Source organism: Sphingobium sp. Cam5-1, from assembly GCF_015693305.1.
Classification (GTDB): Bacteria; Pseudomonadota; Alphaproteobacteria; order Sphingomonadales; family Sphingomonadaceae; genus Sphingobium.
The window spans coordinates 1,092,110-1,108,643 of the sequence record NZ_CP065138.1 but is presented as its reverse complement, the minus strand read 5'-3'; the positions used below and the strand labels follow the sequence as shown (position 1 = coordinate 1,108,643).

Genomic DNA, 16,534 nt, shown 5'->3' with positions numbered 1-16,534 from the left:
TCCGCGGAAGGAGGGTTTATTGATCGTCAGATGGCTCCGGCGGCGGGGCCGGTAGTTGAAGCGGTGGCTCGCCGCTGTAGATCGGAATAAGCTTTCCGGCTTCGTCTCGCACCGCTCCCCTGACGTCGAGCAGTCTCATAGCAACGTCACTTCCGCAGTGACCGGTCCGGCCGGCGGGAAGGGAGCGTCATCATCCGCATAGGCGACTATCCACCACCAATAATCATCGGGCGACAGGCCTTCATCCTCAACGCTCATGACTTGTCCCAGACCGCCCACGATCTGATCTGGCAGGGCGGTCGCGTCATCAAATGTTGCGGTCGTGCCCCGGTGCAGCTTCACATAGGCCCAGCCCGGCTGTTGGGGGTTGCGCCAGGTCAGAATTGCCGAACCGGCGTCGGGGTCGGTGACGGTGAGGTCGGTTGCGATGGGGAGGCCGCTGTTTGGGCCATTCTCCCATGAAGTATCGTCACCGTCGCCTGGAGGAACAAGCGTTGGAGGCGGCGGGGCCGTGCCGGTCATGGCGAGCGCCACGGCGTGCTTCTCCGTCGTCTCGGTTTCGAAGGTCAGGGTGACCGTGCCGGTGGAGACATCTTTGCTGATCGCGGCGACGACACAGAGATGATCTAGGCCCGTGTCGGGATCGACCACCTGATAGGCTTCGCCCAGGCGAGCCTCCCATAGGCGGGGCTTGCAGGGGATGGTGATCCCGGAAAGCTCGCGCCGGTTGAACAGTTCATAGGCGGTTAGCTGGGCGGCCTGATCCTTGTCCGTCACCAGTTCGCAGAGATATTCCTCTTCCTTCGGCTCCCCATCGAGGGTGATGTAGCTCTCGAAGCTGACGGCCTCGGACTGGACATATTCCCACTTGTTGGCCTCCGAGCGGTATTTCGGGACCATGGTGTTGATGCGGTCGCGGTAGGTCCGCATCCCGGGCACGATCCGCTCGCCGTCTGCGAAATCATCGGGCGTGATGGTGTCGAGCGCCACTTTCGGCGACTGGAAGCGGACGGACAGGAGGCCGCCCGAGATCACCGGCACGCCACCGCCTGCGATGCAGATGCGCTTCAGATTGTCCCACAGGCTGATGCCCGGGCCGTCGAAGACCGTGCCATCGCTGTTCCAGCCGTTCGCTTCACAGAGATTGGCGAAGGCGACCCATTGCGGCCAGTCGAACGCCTCATAGGGGAAACCGCAGCCGACAACCTTCACCGTCTGCTCGCCAGTCGTCGTGTCGATGGCATAGCGTCCGCGAGCATAGGTGATGGCGTTCAGCGCGACGTTGCGGTCGAACTCGAACGTGTCTTCGTCCGCAAAGCGATGATCGCCGTCGCCGCCGGGATAGGTGCTGTCTTTCCGGGGATCATAGACCCGCGCCCATTTGCCCACGACGCCGAAGGCAGGAATGCCGTTCGCCCATACCTTGTTGTCGCGGTCGAACTTGAAGCTGATCAGGCTCGCGGCATAGCCGGACAGCTTATAGTCGTTGCCCCAGTCGGGCATGGATGCGCCCCACAGGCCGATGGGCGGAGCGAGCGCGTCCGGTTCGGGTCGCAAGCCGAGCTGGTTATCGCTCCAGAGCCAGCCGCCATAATATCCCGATGCCGAGGTGTCGTAGAAGGTGACCGACTGCCAATCCATCAGGAAGGCTTCGATCCCCTCGATCGGTCCGCCGCCGCTCCAGATGAAAGCCTTCGAAAGGATCGGGTTCTTCGTCTTGTTGACCTTGTTCCCCCAGCCGACGTCATGAACCTGACTGCCAGCGTAGAAGCAGCGTCCCACACCATAAGGGATGGGCGAATTGGCGCCGATCGTAACCTGGTTCACAGCGCCAATAGCGCCAGGCTTTTTCGCCATGAGCTGGGCGCCGACAGACGCAGCGGCAGCGACGACCGTTGCCACCTGTGCAACCGTCGTCACGGTAGCAGCCGTTGATGCGCTCATGGAAATGAGACCCGCGCCACCCGCAGCGCCCACACCTGTGGCGACGAGGGCGACAGCGCCGGCCAGCATGGCGACCTTTGCGAGGGCCTTAGCCATCAGGCCCTCCAGGCAGCTTTGATCTCGAGTGGGATCATGTTGACCATCTGATCGCTGCCCTCATGCCATCCGATGACCTTGTGCCCCACGCAAATCACGGCTGCGTCCAAGCCGTTGTCGCCTTCCAGCAGGGCGATGTCCCCCGGCAGCATCCGGGCATGGGGAATGCGGGGCAGAAGCGCGTCGAAAATCGCTTCCATTCCCCCCGCCTGCTTCAGCACACGAATGGCCCCAGCGAGGGAGCGATAGCGCGGCAATGCGGGCGGCTTGTGTCCCATCTGAATGAGGTGGAACCGCGCCATCCGAACGCAATCCGCGCTGGCGAAGTCCAGGGTCCGCTTGCGATACTTCGCCAGCGTCTTTTCGAGGGAGGCCTGGCGCCTGAGCATATCGTTCATGCGTTCGGTGTCGCCGCGCCCCATGCGGTTGAGCGAGGCATGCCGGTGGCGTTTGCCATGCCTTTCTCTCCCGGATAGCAAGCCTGGTGGAAGCGGTCGTTGAGGGCATTGCCCCGCATAACCATGAAGAGGCGCTTGGCCGCGCTCTCGAACTCGATGTCGACCGCCCTGGTGCCTTTGCCGACCTTGAGTGTTGCCGTGTCAATCGCGAGATCGGCCGTCAGTTCGGGCGTTCCGATGATGGTGCCCGCGGTGGCGTCCAATTCACCCAGCCAGAACCTCATGCGCGCGCCTTGGAAGGACGGATCCGTCAGCGCGGTCGCGGCGGTGGAAGAAGGCGGCAGGAACGTCAGCTTGCCGCCGGGCGCCTCATCACCCGTCTTTTCCTCAAAGGTTTCTGCTGCCGCGATAGCGCCGAACTGCTGATCCACGCCCTCGAACTTGTTTCCGCCCCAGTAGACATAGCCGCCGTCGCACAGACGAACGGTGCGCGTCGGAAGGTCAATCTGCATCAGCGCCACGAGATGAAGGACGCGGGAAGTGAAGGCCATTACGCCGCCTCGTGGATCTCGAAAGAGATACCGATGAGCCGCTCGAGCGAAATGCTCCAGGACAGCTGATCGCCCATGATGAAACCCTCGATCATCGGCTTGGAGATGTGCAGCGGGTCACCATCGGCGGGTTCAGCGCGCAGCATCTGGGTCAGCGTGATCGTGGCGTCGCCCGAGGTGTCTGCGATTGTCCCGGCCGCGATGAAGTCCAGATAATGCTGCCCGTCAATTTCGAGGCTGAAGGGCTGACCTTCGTAGAAGGCGTAATACGGGGTTCCGCCCCTGATGTGCAGTGATTTGCCCGCCTGCCCAGCGCCGTCGACGACGAAATTGCCCGGCGTTCCGGGATAGAAGTCGAGCAGGGGATATTCGATCCGAGCGCCCTCCTGCTGACCCCGCACCAGGCGATTGACCCAGATGCGGCCATGCTTCTGGTTTGGTAGAGGCGGCATCGTGAAGGCAACCGCATAGCGGCTCCCCATCCGATTGATGCGCTGCACCTGCGCGCCGCTGGCAGGCTCAAGGAAGCCGCCGAAATCGAGCACGCGGGGCGTGGCGCCGTTCGGCGATGGATATTCCGGCAGATCAATCATGGAATGATCCTGCTGCGTTGTCGTGCTATAGCGACTTGCGCCCCGGTAGACCCTGCGGTTGCGGCTTGCATCGCCATCGGCTGCGCCACGCCGGCAGCACGCTTGTCCACAACCACATCGAAATATGGCGAAGGAACGATGTGCGCGATGCCGCCGCCGCCATTGTCGTTGCCGGGCTTGCGGATATCGACGATTTCTCCGCGGTTGGCGCGAAATTGCACCAGTTCCTTATCGCCGACGGAAGATGATCCGCCGACTTTGAAGCTACCGCCGGTGGCGAAGGCAGGCAGTGCGAATGAGCCCATATTAGATACGGTCGCAGCATGTAGCGAGGTTTCGATGCCAGACAGACCTGCGGTGTTGACGCCGCTTAAACCGCCTCCAATTCCTAGCGCACTACCACCGATTTTGAGCAATCCGCCGAGCAGTCCGCCGCCACCGCCCGATCCCAACAGGGCACGCTGCAGCTGGATGCGGATCAGGTCAGCGACGATCTGATTTGCCACGCCCTTGAACACATCGCCGAGCGAGCGCGCGCCAATGGCAGCATCGGCGAGGCCATTGATGATCCCATCAATTCCGTCGACCTGAACGCGCTCCAGTGCTTCCCTCGCTTCATCGGCTGAGCGGGGCAGGCGATCCAGATAGGCTTCCATCGGGCCTTGCGTCTGCCGGATGACCTGATCGCGCGCGCCCGCCTGTATCTGGGGCAGCGCGGCCAGCCGCTCTCGCGCCCTGGTCGCCTCGGCAAGATCCTTCGACGCAGCGGCGATCAGCAGTGCCTGACGTTCAGCCTCGAATTGGGCATCAAGAATGCGGAGTTCCACGGCACGGCGCTCACGCGCTGTCCGTGCCGCGTCCGCACTCAGTTGCATCAACTCAACAGCCAGCGCGGAGCGGTCCTGCTCGATCTGCAGATTGCGCCGGTCGATATCCTCCTGCGCCCGCTGATTGGTCAGATCCTTGCGGGCCTGGACGTTCCTGTTGTTGAGGTCGATCAGCTGCTGCTTCTTGGCTGCATCTATCTGGTCGTCAGCCTCGATGGCGCGCTCGCGGATTGCCCGTTCGGTTTCCAGCTGGTTGATATCGGCGTCGCGACGCGCCTCGATGGTCCCGGTCAATTCGGCCTGAGTGGAGACGTAGTCTGCGCCTTCGCGCGCAACATCGTCCGCAAATTTCTGTAGCGCCTGGGCGGCACGTTCAGCCTCGCGCTGGGCCTTTTTCCTGGCGGCTTCGGCGGCCCGCGCGGCAGCCTTGTCGCCCTTCGTGTCGTTGGCGGGAGTGGGCTTGATGATGGATGCGACTTTTGGAGCATCAGCAAGGGGGTTGCCTTGCATGATCCTGTCCAGCGTCGATCCTGTCAGCTTCTTATCCAAGGCAGCGTCGGACCGCTTCATTCGCGAAGCGATGCTGGTGCTGTCCATGAACGAGTTGAAGCTGTCGCCGAAATTCTTTCCATAAAAGAGATTGGCAGTGGCGCTGCTGGCGGCTAGCGGAGCGCGAACGACGCTCGTGAGGCTGTCGGCAAAGCCGGCGATATGATCGGGCGTGATCTTGTATTGATTGAGGTTCTGGGCCCAAACCAGACCGGAACGCGCCTCTTGCAACACATCGATGAACGGCTTGAAGACGGCCGTCATTTCATCGACGGCGTGGCGGACCTGTATCCCCATCCTTTCGGCCGCATCGCCAATGTCGCCGAAGCCGTTCACGCCGTCCGTCACAAAGCCAGTGACGGCGTTGGAGAACTGCCCGCCACGGTCGAAACCACCAAAAGCCGTGACCGCCGCGTTGCGAATCTGGCCCATCGCCTCGTCAAACGTGACAGGCATCTGGCGGAACTCAGCATCAATTCCGTCGGTGAATTTCCGGTCGGTGAGGGCGCGGAACAAGCGGTCGGCGGTTAGCTCCCCTTCCTCCGCCATCTTGCGCAGGCTGCCGATCGGGACGCCAAGGCTGTCCGCGAGAAGGCGAGCCAGCCGTGGCGACGATTCCATGATGGAATTGAACTCGTCGCCGCGAAGGACGCCGGACGCCAGCGCCTGCCCAAACTGCAATGTTGCGGATGCCGCCTCGGCCTGCCCAGCGCCGCTGATCTTCAGCGTCTTCGAGAATGTCTCCGTAGCGCGGGCAGCCTCCCATTGCTGACCGCCAAGCTCCTTGGTCGCGCGAATGAAGTTCGCGTAGAGCGTCCCGGTCTCCGACAGGCCGTTGCGCGTTTCAGCCGCGATGCGGTTCACGTCCTGCTGTGCCTGTCCGAAATTGCCGAACTGCGCTGTGGCCAGCCTTAGTTGCGCAGCGAGTTGTTTCGACTGATCGGCGAGCTTCAGGTAGGCCGCACCGGCTGCGGCAACGGATGTGATCCCGAGCGCTGCGCCCACGCCTCGCAGAGAGCTGGAGATTTGATCCGACGCGCTCTTCACGTCCTTCGACGCGCGGGTGAACTGCTGCGTCGACTTCGATGCGCGCCGGATGCCGGTTTCAAACTCGGCGGAATCGAGGCCGAGCGTGACGCGAAGCGCGCCAATTACACTTCTTGCCATGCTTTCAACTCCGCACCAAAACGTCCTACTGTTGCCGTTCAACAGGAGGGATCATGTTGCTTTTCAGGATTTTGACTTTTGTGGGCGCCGTAATCGGTGCCATCCTTGTGCTCGGATCGTTCGCTGACGACAGCGCGCCTCGGCAAGCCGCAGCCGCAGGAATTGCGTTATTCTTCGTGGTAGCGCCTTACTGTGTGCACGGGGTTATTTACCGTTCGAAGGGCCAGGGATCTTCTTGATCGTCAATCCGATCCCGCTCTTATTCATCTTCCGCATCATCGCCAGCATCTGCGCATTGGTGCGGAATTTCGGCTCCGTTTTCTCCCCCAAGGCTTTTGCCAACGGCGGCATCCGCTTGGAACGCTGGAAGGCCGCCTGATGCCAGGCAACATACATATTCTCTTTATGGGCTGCCCTCTCGCGCCGCAGATAGCCCCTGACAGTTGCTTGTATGATCCGCGGCGTCTGCCGCCAGAATGTGTCGGGATCGAACCCGGCTTCGCACCAAAGCTCTAGGAGCTTGAGCCAGTCCCAGCCGGTTTCTTGGTCCGATCCCGCTTCGGAGGGTTTCTGCCGTCAGCCTTCTCAGGCTCTGGCCATGCGTGGCGCATGGAGCGTGCGACAGCGTCCTTTACCACGGGCAGGCCCCATTCCATCACGCGGTCGCGGAAGCCATCCCACGGCAGCGCATATTGCCGGAACAATCCAGCCCACGCGAGGGCGGCGGTCATGCCGAGATGCGCGCCGCTGTCGAACAGGCTGACAACGGTGCTAATCGGCTTGCCCGTGATCTCTTCGGCCATGGCGAGGGCGTCAGCATCCATGGTGATGGTGTAGGTCGTGCCATCACCATCGAACGTCGCTTCGCCGCGCATCCCGTTTGCCATTAGCCGCCCTCAACCACGCCAGCCGCTTCCGTCCGGCCGCCGGTGAACTGCAACGTGATCTGGCAGGTCATGCGGTCGTCGAGCGGGATGGTCGGCGTGCGGCTCAGCACATTGACCAGACCGCTGATTTCCCAAGTGCCGCCTTCATTGTCGGCCGGAACGATAATCTTGAACGCGCGGGCGGCAGGATCCTGATGGGCATCGCTGATCAGCACATCGGTCGGCTTGCCCGGCAGCCAGTTGACCTGGAAGCTGCCCTGTCCCGTCTCGATCAGCGTCTTGATATATTCGCGGCGACGGCCGGGGCTCTTGAAATGGGTCGCTTCGGTCGTGCCCCATTCCTCGGAACCGGGCTCGAGGGCGATCAGTTCGCCGACTTCGGTCAGAACGCCCGCGGAGTTCGCCAGATGGAATTCCGAGCCGTAGCCCGTGATTGCTTCAGTCTCGCCTGCCATTACTTGCTCCTGTCAAAGAGGCTTCCACCAAATTCGAAAATCAGCGCTGATGCGAAAAACCGTGCCGATCTCCGGAACCAGCTCCGCTGGAATGTCGCGCTCCGATTCGAGCGTCGACCGTCCGAACCGTGTGCCGCCGACCGTCTGCGGCTGCTCCATGCGCGCCAGCACCGCCAGGAACAGCGGCTTGATGTCGCGGACAGCGAGGCCCCAGAAGTCGAAGCGCGTCAGCGTATCCTGAAGGCCGACCGCGCCCTTGAAGGTATATTCGCGGCCGGGCGCGAGCCGCTGGAGCGTGATCCCCGGCATCTGCGCCTTTGTCGGGCGCGTCACCCATGAGATGCTGCCCGCCGGCCCCGCAATCGCAGGATCGCCCTTCAGGCGCGTAATCAGATCGATGTCCATTTACCGCGCCCGCTTCTTCGCCAGCCGCGCCGCCGTCTTTTCAACCTCAATGCCCAGCGCCGTGCCGACGACGTCGAGGGCGTTCATGCGCTCGGCTTCCCATGCGGGTGTCATGAAAGGCTGGGCCGGATCCTTATAGGTGCCGAATTCCTGGGCGATGGCCTGCGGCTGTTGGCCGGGGCCAATGTGGATTTCGAGCGGTGCCACTGCGCCGCGGTCGCCGCGCTGCGAACGCGCAAGGTTGGTCCCTACGTCGATGCTTTCGACCAGATTGCCTTCGGCCACCGGTGCCAGCCGGCGCGCGGCGCGGGCGATGGGTTCGGCGCCAAGCCGAAGGGCGCGCAGGCCGGTCGCTCGAGCGGTAGCACGGGGCATCTGGCCCAGCGCTGCCTCAAGCTCCTTCAATCCCTCGAGCTTGAACGTCTCCGCCATCACGCCGCCTCCCGAATTGCCGTGAGCCGCACGCCTTCGTTCAAGCCGAGGTCATGCTTCGCGGTGATGTTCCAAATCCCACCGTCGAAGGCGATGCGGTGGTCGATCACGCTGATCGCACGCGTTTTGCTGTTGCTCAGCACCTCGAAGGAGGCGGATTGGGCACCGCCTTGCTGCGCGGCCTCACGCTGCTCGGAACCGGTGCCGTAATAGACAGCGGCATATTCCTGCCCGAACTCCGCCCACGTCTCTTCTTCGCCGCCATATCCGTCCTCAACGACCGTGCGGGTCTGGATGACAATGCGCTTGTTCCGAGGGCTGGCCTTCATACCCGCCAACTCTTGAACGGGCGACAGAGCCGCTTCGCTGCGATTTCCACATCACCGGCCAGGCCACCGGTCTCCCGATCAGCGTAGAAGCCGGCGACGAGCAGCCGCATGGCACGCATGATGTTTGGCGAAAAGGCGTTGATCGCTTCGGGCGACGCGAAGCCCGCAGTCATCGTCACTTCCACGGTGCTCCCGTTGTAGATCGCGGGCCAGAGTTTTGACGACAGGCGGGCAGGGCGCCGCGCGATCTGCGCGAAATAATCCTGCTCGGGGAAGACGACCTCCTGCTGGGAGGTGTCGAGATAGGTCACGGCGTCAATCGACACGATTGGCCAGGTGGAAAGCATCCCGTCGAAGCAGGGCAGAACTTCCACGACCTCTCGGCGGGTCAGTATCAGCCCTGTGTAACTCTCGATCCAGCCGCGAGCGTCAACGATAGCGTTTTGGATGGAGGCATTCTCATCGTCGCTCAGCACGCGCAGCTGCTGCTTGGCATCAGCAAGCTCAATCGGTTCTACCATGCGATGCCTCCGAATGAGGGGCGGGCAGCATCAGCCGCCCGCCAACCCGTCAGTCATCCTTGCCGGTGCTCGTCTGCACATTGGCCGGTGCGGAGCGCCCCTTGGCGGGTTTGCTCTCGGGCGCGTCGGCTTCGGGCTCGACATATTCGACCGGGTTCCCGTCGATGTCGGTGAGATTGCCCTTCGCGTCGACGTAGGCGGCGGCGCGGCGGATGACGAAGTGACGCTCCGACGCCTCGTCCCGATCCTTCACCAACTGTCCGGCCGTGAAGACCTCCGCCGGATGCGACTTCGTTTCGTAGTCCCTCAGAAACTTGATCGGCATGTCAGCCTCCTTAGCTCACGATCTCGTCAACGGTGGTCGCGTCATTGTCGGTCGCGGCGCCGTAGCGGGCATTGAACCCGAGCAGCACGGCCGAGATGAGCGATGCAGCGGTGCCCACGGTCACAGAGAGGCGGGCAAAACGGAATGCATTGTTCTTGTCGAGGTCTTCCTGACGGAGATTGACGAGAACCTGTTTGTTATCGTCGGTGCCCGCTTTCGTGAGCGCCGTGATCGCCAAACCGGCGACATCCTTGGCGCCAGCGCCAGCGTTATCGGTTGCCTGTTCGATCTTGGCATTGACGGTGGCGTCCGCGCCGAGCGCACCGACAGCGAGGATGGCGAGCAGTGTGCCAAACTTCTGCATGTCGACCCAGCCGGTCGTCACCGTGCCAGCGGCCTGCGAGACGGGGTTGATGACGCCGGCAACTGCGGCAGCCATCGAGGGATTGAGATTGCCGTTCATCGGGCTTTCCTTTCGATTTCAGACTGAAACGTCCGCCCCGGCGCGAACCGGGGCGGCTAGCCTCAGGCGCGCTCCGCCAGCGCCACGAAATGGCTCTTGGTGGCGTTGCCATGGGCGGGCTGGACGGGCTTCTGCAGAACCGGCTGACCGCCGACCCGCAGAACCCAACGGAATGCGCGGATGTTGTAATCGAAGTAGAGGTGGATCGATTCCGCGAAGGTAATGCCGTTCTGCTTGCGGAAGGCTTCGTAGCCGTTCGCGTTGACGAACTGGAGATCGCCCTTGTCGCCGAGCGACTGGGCATGTTCGGTGAACAGCACCGGGCGACCCAGAAGCGTGCCGCCGGGCGCGACCTGGAAGTTCGGGAACCAGACGGGCTGATCCGCCTCGTTCTTCAGCTTCATCAGGCTGGGCATGATGTCGCCGTTGGCGATCCAGTTCGCCTGGGTCGGGTTGATCATGCGGGCGAACATGTTGGCCACGTTGTCCGCGACGATCGTGTCGGCCGTCTGGGCATTTTCCTTCGCGACGGTGATCAGCGCCGGCGAGGACATCCAGCCGAGCGGCTTGGCGATGCCGTCGCCATACATGAAGGCGTCGACCGATTTCCAGCGGATGGCGGCAGCCGCCTTGACGGTGAGCAGCGTGGCGATGCGGGGGGCATCCTCCAGCAGTTCCTCGGTGGCAAGGACGAACGCATAGAGTTCATTCAGCGCGGTCTCGCGCGGCGTGAGGTTCATGCGCGACGGCGTCATCTGCTCGGCTTCCGAGCGCCAATAGGCTTGGATGCCCGAATTGCCCCACGGTGTGCTCTCATCGCCCAAACCAACGACGCGGTTGGACGACGTCGGATCCGGCTGGATGAGGTTCATGATCGGGTCTTCACCGCTGAAGACGAGATCGACGATCTGCTGACGGAACTCAGGCGGAACCAGATAGCTGCCGGCGGCGTCACCGGTTTCCATGTGGACGTTAGTCGGCGCCGCAAGGCGATCGTCAATGCGGAATGCCTGCCCAGCGCCGGGGTTGGCGAAGCGCACCGCCGTCGCGAACTCGGCAAGGTTGGCGAAACCGCCGTCGTCCAGCCGGGGCCGGGCGCTGGCATAGATAATGCCGTTATGCTGGAACGAAGCCGGCGCGGCGGCAGCAGGTGCAGCGGGGACGGTCGCGACAGGGGCAGGCGTCGGCGCCGGAGTGGGCGTACCGAGCTTGGCGGTGCGCGCGTTCAGGCGCTCGACCTGCGCGATCTGCTTTTCGAGCACGTCGAGGCGGGCTTCGTCCTTTGTGTTTTCCGCCTCTTCCTCGGCGGTCAGTTCACGGTTTTCGTTGATCGCGGTCGTGAGGCGGTCTTCCATCCGCTTCGCGGCTTCACGCGCCTCATTCTTCAAAACGGCCAGGTTCATGATGAACTCCTTTCAAAGGGCCAGTGACGGGCGCGTGCGCCCAATAAAAAAGGCGGCCCGAAGACCGCCTGCTCTCCGCAGAAGCGGAACTTTCAGATGCTGAGTGCCCTGCTGCGCATCTCGGCGCGCTGACGCATCAGGCCTAGCCGAGCACGGCTCGAGCCATATTTGGCAACGACCTCGCGCAGCGACATGACGCCATCCACCGCGCCGGCCGCCGCAGCCCGGCTAGCCGAGAAAGTGCGGCCAGAGCCATGTATGCCTTCGACCTCCGAAACCTTGATCCCCCGACCGCGCGCAATCGCCGCAGCGAATGCCTGATTGCTTTCATCGATCGAGGCCTGGATCTCTGCCCGGTCGTCGTCGGAGAGGGGGGCATAAGGGTGCGCCGCGATCTTTTCGGGGGAAGACGCGATCAGGGTCGTCTTCATCCCGATCTTGTCCTCGAAGCCAGACATGTCGACATGGCCACCGCGCACGCCGACGGAACCTACCTCGCCGGAATGGGTGACGTAATAGGCGGATGCCTGACACGCGATCCAATGTGCAGCCGAGAAGCTATACGGGCTGGCGACAGCGATCACCGGCTTTGACTGGCGCGCTTCGAACACAGCTTCGCCCGCCTCATGGGTGCCGAATACCCAACCTCCGGGCGACATGACGCTCAGAATGATGGCGCCGATCTTGGTATCGGCCGCCGCGCTCCGGACATGGTCGGCAAACCGTTCGGTCGAGGTTCCACCATAGCTGCCCTTGGGAGTGAGTGTGCCGGTGAGGGGGATCACCATGGTCGCGCCGTCACGAACAGGATCCGCCGGGGCCCGAGCCTCCTTGTTGCCGCCGGACGCCAGCGCGGCGAGCCCGCGCAACGATTCTGGCAGCATCGCGTCGATCGTGCCGCGCTTCAGCAGATCGCCGAGCGCATCGGGGTGCATCGCCCACAAGGTGCGGGCGCTGGCCATCTCAATCATCTGTCGCGGTGTCCTTGTCCTGCGGCGCGGTTTCGCCGCCGCTCATCGTGTCGGCGGCGCGGTTGCTGTTCAGCGGTTCGCGCACATCGTCCGCCCATGGCTCGTCGATGCGCGGCAGGCTGTGGATTTTGGTTCGAACATCGTTGATCGAGTGTGATCCCGCGGTGCGGTAAAGGACCGCGTTGCGCGCTTGGGTCGCGCTGTCGCCCCGGAGAAGGGCATCCAGATTGACCTTCACCTTGTAACGCCGGCGCATCTCAGGCGTGAATAGCCGCGCCCGAACAGCCTGCTCGATACGACGGCACCAAGGCCGCGCGACATATTTCACGAAATCGCCGGATTCCTGCTCGCTGTTCTTGCTGTTCCCAGTGATCATCGATCGGGGCATGCGCCAGTAGCGCGCCATTTCCATGGTGCGCTGATCGATCAGTTCCATCAGCTGCGAACTGCGAGCATCCCCCTGAACAACCTTATACTTGAGCCCCTGCTCGAGGATCGCATTGCCGCCGTTCCGCCAAAGGCGCATGCTTTCCTTCAGGCGCTCAAAAGCAGCATCGCCCAGCTCATTATCAGATTCCAGAACGCCGCCGGGGCGATTGGAGTTCTGCGACGATGAGCGCCCTTGGTGCTCCAGAGCGAGGGCGAATTCGATCGATCCACGGGCCATGCGCCAAGGGGTGAGTGGCCGCAGTCGAGAATCGGAAAGGCCGGTGATCCAGAAAAGATCGCCGGGGCCCAGCACCCGGGCATGGCCGTTGTCGCCCTGATAGGTGACCGCGAAGCCGCGATCATGCCAGTCGGTATGCGTCCGGGATGGATCGAGCAGCCACATCTCCAGCCCATCGGCATGTGCTACGGGTTCCGCGAACGCGATATTCCGCAAGGCTGCCGTGAACATCATCGACGGCCAGAATTCCGATCCGACCTGCAAGGGGTTCGGCGCGTAGGATAGAAGATCAGCCAGAATGAAATCATCGGCGGGCTTGTCGGTCGCAATATCGATCACGTCGAAAGGCAGGCTGCCAATCGCCTCCGCAATGACAGAGCAACAGAAATTCACAGCTGAAACCTTCGCCGCCTCATCAGCGGTGGCGGCACTCAGGGGATACAGCCCGGCCAACTCGCCCCAGTATCGTCCGTCCGTCATCTTCCCATCGGTGACGTTGGCCGGCTCCGGACGTTCGGCCGTCAGAACACTGGGAGTGCTCCCGGCTATTCCGTGCCGACGATACTGTTCGGCGGTCATGACAGCTCTCATGCCGCCTCCTTCAAGCGAACCGTATGCCGCGTTCGGCATAAACGGATGTCTTCTTCGGCTCTTCCAGGGCGATTTGCCCCATCGCCATGACGAGGGCGACCATGCCGTCTATCCGACCGGTCGACTTCGCCTTGTTCAACTTGCGATCGCCTGCTGCGTTCTTCTCCACCACGGCGTTCGCCGCGCACATCGTCATGACGGGGTTTCCGCCATGCACGACCTGCTTGTTGAGGAACGCGATCTCCGTGACGTCCATGGCGGGCGCCATAGATACATGACCCTGCCCGAACGGTTCGAACGGAAGCCTGATGCCCAGCTTGGACATCTGCGCTTCCAGTGTTTTGAAGCGGTAACGGTCAAAGCCGATCTTGGCCACGTCCAGTCCGTTACAGATGCCCCCGATCTTGGCGGCGACGAATTCATAATCGACAGCAACGCCGGGCGTCGTTTCGATCAGGCCCTGCTTGACCCAGAGATCATACGGCACCCGGTCGCGCTTGGCGTGATCGGCGACGGTCTGCTCTGGTTTCCAAAACCATGCCTTGACGTGCCACCGACCGTCTTTGCCTTTCGCGATCAGAACAAAGGCGCAAAGGTCGGTAGTCTCTGCCAGGTCGAGCCCGCCGTAAACCGGGCCAATCCGAAATGCCTCTTCATCGACCGGGCCGCCTCCCTCTGCCCACACCATGGGTGAGATGAAGGGCGAGAAGCGATTGACCCGCTGGTTGAGATACAGGTTGCGAAACCCATTCTCCGCCGACGGCATGCGTGCCGCTTTCTCGGCCGCTGCCAGCAGTTCAACCTCGGATCGGAAGGTGCCCAGTGCCGGATTGGCCGCGCGGTGCGCTGCAGGATCGAGCACGTCGCAATCAGGCTCGGCTGCATAGACATGGCAGACGATCTTCGGGTCGCCGGATCGCTTCGCATCGTCGATCTTGATGCTGAGCATGTCGGCATCGGTTGGCGCCTGCGTCGAGATGATCAGGCGAAGCGCGTCGTCATAAGCGCCAGACGCTGTCTCGATTGCCTCAACGAAGTCATCTTGCGGGCCGCGCACCTGGCCCAACTCGTCGAGAATAGCGAGAACGGGCGAGAGACCGTGAGCGGTATGCCCGTCGGCAGCCAAGGCCCGATATTCAACATTCCGCGCGAGGCCGATCAGCCGCTTGCCGGACGGCACGATTCTCACCAGCTTCGACAGGTCGGCCGACAGAGTGACCATTTTAGACGCGAGGTTGAAGACAAGAGCGGCCTGATCGCGCGACCGCGCGCCGCTGACGATCTGACTGTTTAGCCGGGCCTCCGGACCGGCGATGTGAGCGAGAAGAATTGCGGCGATCAGGCCGGACTTGCCGTTCTTTCGGGCGATGGAAAGGATACCCTCGGTAGTGCCGGCCGGATTGTCGTATACGTCGATGATGAATTTCTGTTGGAAGTCGTCGAGCCGCATCGGCTTTCCGACAAGCTTCCCTTCAGGAACCAGGCAGTAGCGATGAATGAACGCGATTACGCGTTCGCCCCGTGTCACTGGATGGTCGACGGCCTCGCCAGGAGGTCGTCCCCATCACCCTCCATCGGGTTGTGACCCGCCTCGATAGCCTTAGCCTGCTCGCGACGCTTGTTGACGTCGCGCTGCTCCCCGTTCTTGGCGCGGTTGTCCAGACCGAGCGCGCGCCGCAAGGTCACGATGCGCCGCGCCAGCTTGTCGCTCGCCTCGATCGTCTGCAGCATGGTCGACACCTTCACGTTGCCGCCGCGATCAACCGAGAATGCCGCGACCTTCTCCGCATCCGCCATCGCCCGCGCCAGGTTGGCAGCGACTGCCAGATCCGCGTCGGTCCATTCGGACTTCGCGCGCTCGGCGATCACCGCATCCCAAAACGGCTTGTCGCCGCGCCGCAGCTTCAGATGAGAGGGGGGCGACAGGTCACGAGCAGCCGCCGCCATCACGGCCACGGCGCCGGCCGCGCTATCGACGCGCTGGCGACGGGTTTGCTTCGGGGCAGCCATCACGTCACCTTCGCAAAGTCACCATACTGCTCAGTAGCGGCGCGCGCGTATGCAGCGCCTGCGGCCTCCGCTGTGTCGAACATGCCAAGCTGACGCGTCCGACCACATACCTTTATGCTCGCCCGCCACTTTCCTTGCTTTGCAACCCAGAAAGCGCCTTTGACACGAGACTTGCCGCAGGCGCGTCTGTTTTGATTGTTTTGAGCCCGGGTTGCTTCGCGGAGGTTACAGAAACGATCGTCATGTTGAACGCCGTTCGCATGGTCTATCTCAGTGGCGGGCCACCGACCTGTGACATAGAACCACGCCAGACGTCCGCTGAGTAGTCTCTGACCGTCAATCATAATCTGCCGGTATCCGCCGCTCTGCAATGATCCAGCGACCGCGCCAACCTTTAGCCTGCGCGACATCGGCCTTCGCCACAAGAACACGCCCGTCGAAGGGTTGTAGTCCAGCAATTCCCGGACGCGCTCCAACGATGGCAGGCACATACGACCAACCTTTTTTCTGTATTAGCGATTTGAATTGAGGGGCCGTCGGTCCCGGAGGCATGTGCCTGGGGGCTTTTGACCCCCCCGGGGGTCTGTCAGGCTCGGTTCCAAGGGTGGCGCGGGTCGGTCGGTCGGCCGCTGGCATCGACGCCTCGCCTGAGCCCTGTGGCCGCATGCCCCTTGTCGGCCAGCGTCTTCGCGTCTGAGCAGTCCTGGCACAGCAGTTGATAGTTCGACCGGTCGCCTGTGCCGCCTCGTGACAGTGGGACGATGTGGTCAGCTATCGTTCCGAGGCTGTCCCGGCCGTTCCTCGTGCATTCCTCGCACAGGATCACGGTACGCATCAGCATCGCGCGCATCTTGTCATGAGCGGTGCCGTAGCCGCGCTTGTGTCGGCTCTCCTTCGACCACGCCATGCTCAGTCCGATCCCGATGGCGTGCGCCCATAGAAAAAGGCCC

Annotated in this window: 21 protein-coding genes; 1 reads left to right on the top strand and 20 read right to left on the bottom strand. The window is 62.6% G+C overall.

Features of this window, described 5'->3' with window-relative positions:
• Nucleotides 1-135 precede the first annotated feature (135 nt).
• From IZV00_RS05600 to IZV00_RS05580, 5 genes are read right to left on the bottom strand one after another with little or no spacing between them, the layout of a single operon-like run.
• The gene (locus IZV00_RS05600; RefSeq protein ID WP_196226163.1) at nucleotides 136-2,040 is read right to left on the bottom strand and encodes a hypothetical protein; all 1,905 of its coding nucleotides are present in this window, start codon (nucleotides 2,038-2,040) and stop codon (nucleotides 136-138) included.
• Entirely contained in the window at nucleotides 2,040-2,438 is a 399-nt protein-coding gene (locus IZV00_RS05595; RefSeq protein ID WP_196226162.1) for a DUF6950 family protein, read from the bottom strand. The genes IZV00_RS05600 and IZV00_RS05595 overlap by 1 nt, the downstream gene beginning before the upstream one ends.
• On the bottom strand, nucleotides 2,435-2,950 hold the full coding sequence (locus tag IZV00_RS05590; protein ID WP_196226161.1) for a hypothetical protein: 516 nt from the start codon (nucleotides 2,948-2,950) through the stop codon (nucleotides 2,435-2,437). Before IZV00_RS05590 ends, IZV00_RS05595 begins: the two co-directional genes overlap by 4 nt.
• Before the next feature lie 38 nt (nucleotides 2,951-2,988).
• Complete coding sequence (locus IZV00_RS05585) at nucleotides 2,989-3,582, bottom strand: hypothetical protein (protein WP_196226160.1); 594 nt, start codon at nucleotides 3,580-3,582, stop codon at nucleotides 2,989-2,991.
• Nucleotides 3,579-6,125 carry a tape measure protein gene (locus IZV00_RS05580; RefSeq protein ID WP_196226159.1) on the bottom strand — a complete coding sequence of 849 codons (2,547 nt, stop codon included), beginning with the start codon at nucleotides 6,123-6,125 and terminating at the stop codon, nucleotides 3,579-3,581. Before IZV00_RS05580 ends, IZV00_RS05585 begins: the two co-directional genes overlap by 4 nt.
• Before the next feature lie 235 nt (nucleotides 6,126-6,360).
• Here IZV00_RS05580 and IZV00_RS05575 point away from each other — a divergent pair, with 235 nt between their 5' ends.
• Nucleotides 6,361-6,504, top strand: a complete 144-nt coding sequence (locus tag IZV00_RS05575; protein WP_196226158.1) for a hypothetical protein — start codon at nucleotides 6,361-6,363, stop codon at nucleotides 6,502-6,504.
• A 133-nt stretch (nucleotides 6,505-6,637) separates the two neighbouring features.
• Here IZV00_RS05575 and IZV00_RS05570 read toward each other — a convergent pair whose 3' ends face one another.
• The 15 genes from IZV00_RS05570 to IZV00_RS05500 all read right to left on the bottom strand — a co-directional run bounded on the left by IZV00_RS05570 (nucleotide 6,638) and on the right by IZV00_RS05500 (nucleotide 16,491).
• Nucleotides 6,638-7,000 (bottom strand): hypothetical protein, encoded by a 363-nt coding sequence (locus IZV00_RS05570; RefSeq protein ID WP_230463310.1) that lies wholly within the window; start codon nucleotides 6,998-7,000, stop codon nucleotides 6,638-6,640.
• A gap of 11 nt (nucleotides 7,001-7,011) precedes the next feature.
• Nucleotides 7,012-7,467, bottom strand: a complete 456-nt coding sequence (locus IZV00_RS05565; RefSeq protein ID WP_196226156.1) for a phage tail tube protein — start codon at nucleotides 7,465-7,467, stop codon at nucleotides 7,012-7,014.
• Nucleotides 7,468-7,479: 12 nt separating this feature from the next.
• Nucleotides 7,480-7,872 carry a hypothetical protein gene (locus IZV00_RS05560; protein ID WP_196226155.1) on the bottom strand — a complete coding sequence of 131 codons (393 nt, stop codon included), beginning with the start codon at nucleotides 7,870-7,872 and terminating at the stop codon, nucleotides 7,480-7,482.
• A complete protein-coding gene (locus tag IZV00_RS05555) occupies nucleotides 7,873-8,304 on the bottom strand; it encodes an HK97-gp10 family putative phage morphogenesis protein (RefSeq protein WP_196226154.1) in 432 nt (143 codons plus the stop codon).
• Nucleotides 8,304-8,633: a head-tail adaptor protein gene (locus IZV00_RS05550; RefSeq protein ID WP_196226153.1), complete on the bottom strand. Its 330-nt coding sequence runs from the start codon at nucleotides 8,631-8,633 to the stop codon at nucleotides 8,304-8,306. Before IZV00_RS05550 ends, IZV00_RS05555 begins: the two co-directional genes overlap by 1 nt.
• Nucleotides 8,630-9,154: a head-tail connector protein gene (locus IZV00_RS05545; protein WP_196226152.1), complete on the bottom strand. Its 525-nt coding sequence runs from the start codon at nucleotides 9,152-9,154 to the stop codon at nucleotides 8,630-8,632. The genes IZV00_RS05550 and IZV00_RS05545 overlap by 4 nt, the downstream gene beginning before the upstream one ends.
• Nucleotides 9,155-9,203: 49 nt before the next feature.
• Nucleotides 9,204-9,479: a hypothetical protein gene (locus tag IZV00_RS05540; RefSeq protein WP_196226151.1), complete on the bottom strand. Its 276-nt coding sequence runs from the start codon at nucleotides 9,477-9,479 to the stop codon at nucleotides 9,204-9,206.
• A 10-nt stretch (nucleotides 9,480-9,489) separates the two neighbouring features.
• Nucleotides 9,490-9,942 (bottom strand): hypothetical protein, encoded by a 453-nt coding sequence (locus IZV00_RS05535; RefSeq protein WP_196226150.1) that lies wholly within the window; start codon nucleotides 9,940-9,942, stop codon nucleotides 9,490-9,492.
• Nucleotides 9,943-10,004: 62 nt separating this feature from the next.
• A complete protein-coding gene (locus IZV00_RS05530) occupies nucleotides 10,005-11,330 on the bottom strand; it encodes a phage major capsid protein (RefSeq protein WP_230463309.1) in 1,326 nt (441 codons plus the stop codon).
• A gap of 107 nt (nucleotides 11,331-11,437) precedes the next feature.
• Complete coding sequence (locus IZV00_RS05525; protein ID WP_196226148.1) at nucleotides 11,438-12,316, bottom strand: S49 family peptidase; 879 nt, start codon at nucleotides 12,314-12,316, stop codon at nucleotides 11,438-11,440.
• Nucleotides 12,309-13,574, bottom strand: a complete 1,266-nt coding sequence (locus IZV00_RS05520) for a phage portal protein (RefSeq protein WP_196226147.1) — start codon at nucleotides 13,572-13,574, stop codon at nucleotides 12,309-12,311. Before IZV00_RS05520 ends, IZV00_RS05525 begins: the two co-directional genes overlap by 8 nt.
• A gap of 10 nt (nucleotides 13,575-13,584) precedes the next feature.
• Nucleotides 13,585-15,102: a terminase large subunit gene (locus IZV00_RS05515; RefSeq protein WP_196226146.1), complete on the bottom strand. Its 1,518-nt coding sequence runs from the start codon at nucleotides 15,100-15,102 to the stop codon at nucleotides 13,585-13,587.
• The gene (locus tag IZV00_RS05510; protein ID WP_196226145.1) at nucleotides 15,099-15,584 is read right to left on the bottom strand and encodes a terminase small subunit; all 486 of its coding nucleotides are present in this window, start codon (nucleotides 15,582-15,584) and stop codon (nucleotides 15,099-15,101) included. Before IZV00_RS05510 ends, IZV00_RS05515 begins: the two co-directional genes overlap by 4 nt.
• A complete protein-coding gene (locus IZV00_RS21490) occupies nucleotides 15,584-15,928 on the bottom strand; it encodes an HNH endonuclease (protein WP_196226144.1) in 345 nt (114 codons plus the stop codon). The genes IZV00_RS05510 and IZV00_RS21490 overlap by 1 nt, the downstream gene beginning before the upstream one ends.
• A gap of 242 nt (nucleotides 15,929-16,170) precedes the next feature.
• A complete protein-coding gene (locus tag IZV00_RS05500; RefSeq protein ID WP_196226143.1) occupies nucleotides 16,171-16,491 on the bottom strand; it encodes an HNH endonuclease signature motif containing protein in 321 nt (106 codons plus the stop codon).
• Nucleotides 16,492-16,534 lie beyond the last annotated feature (43 nt).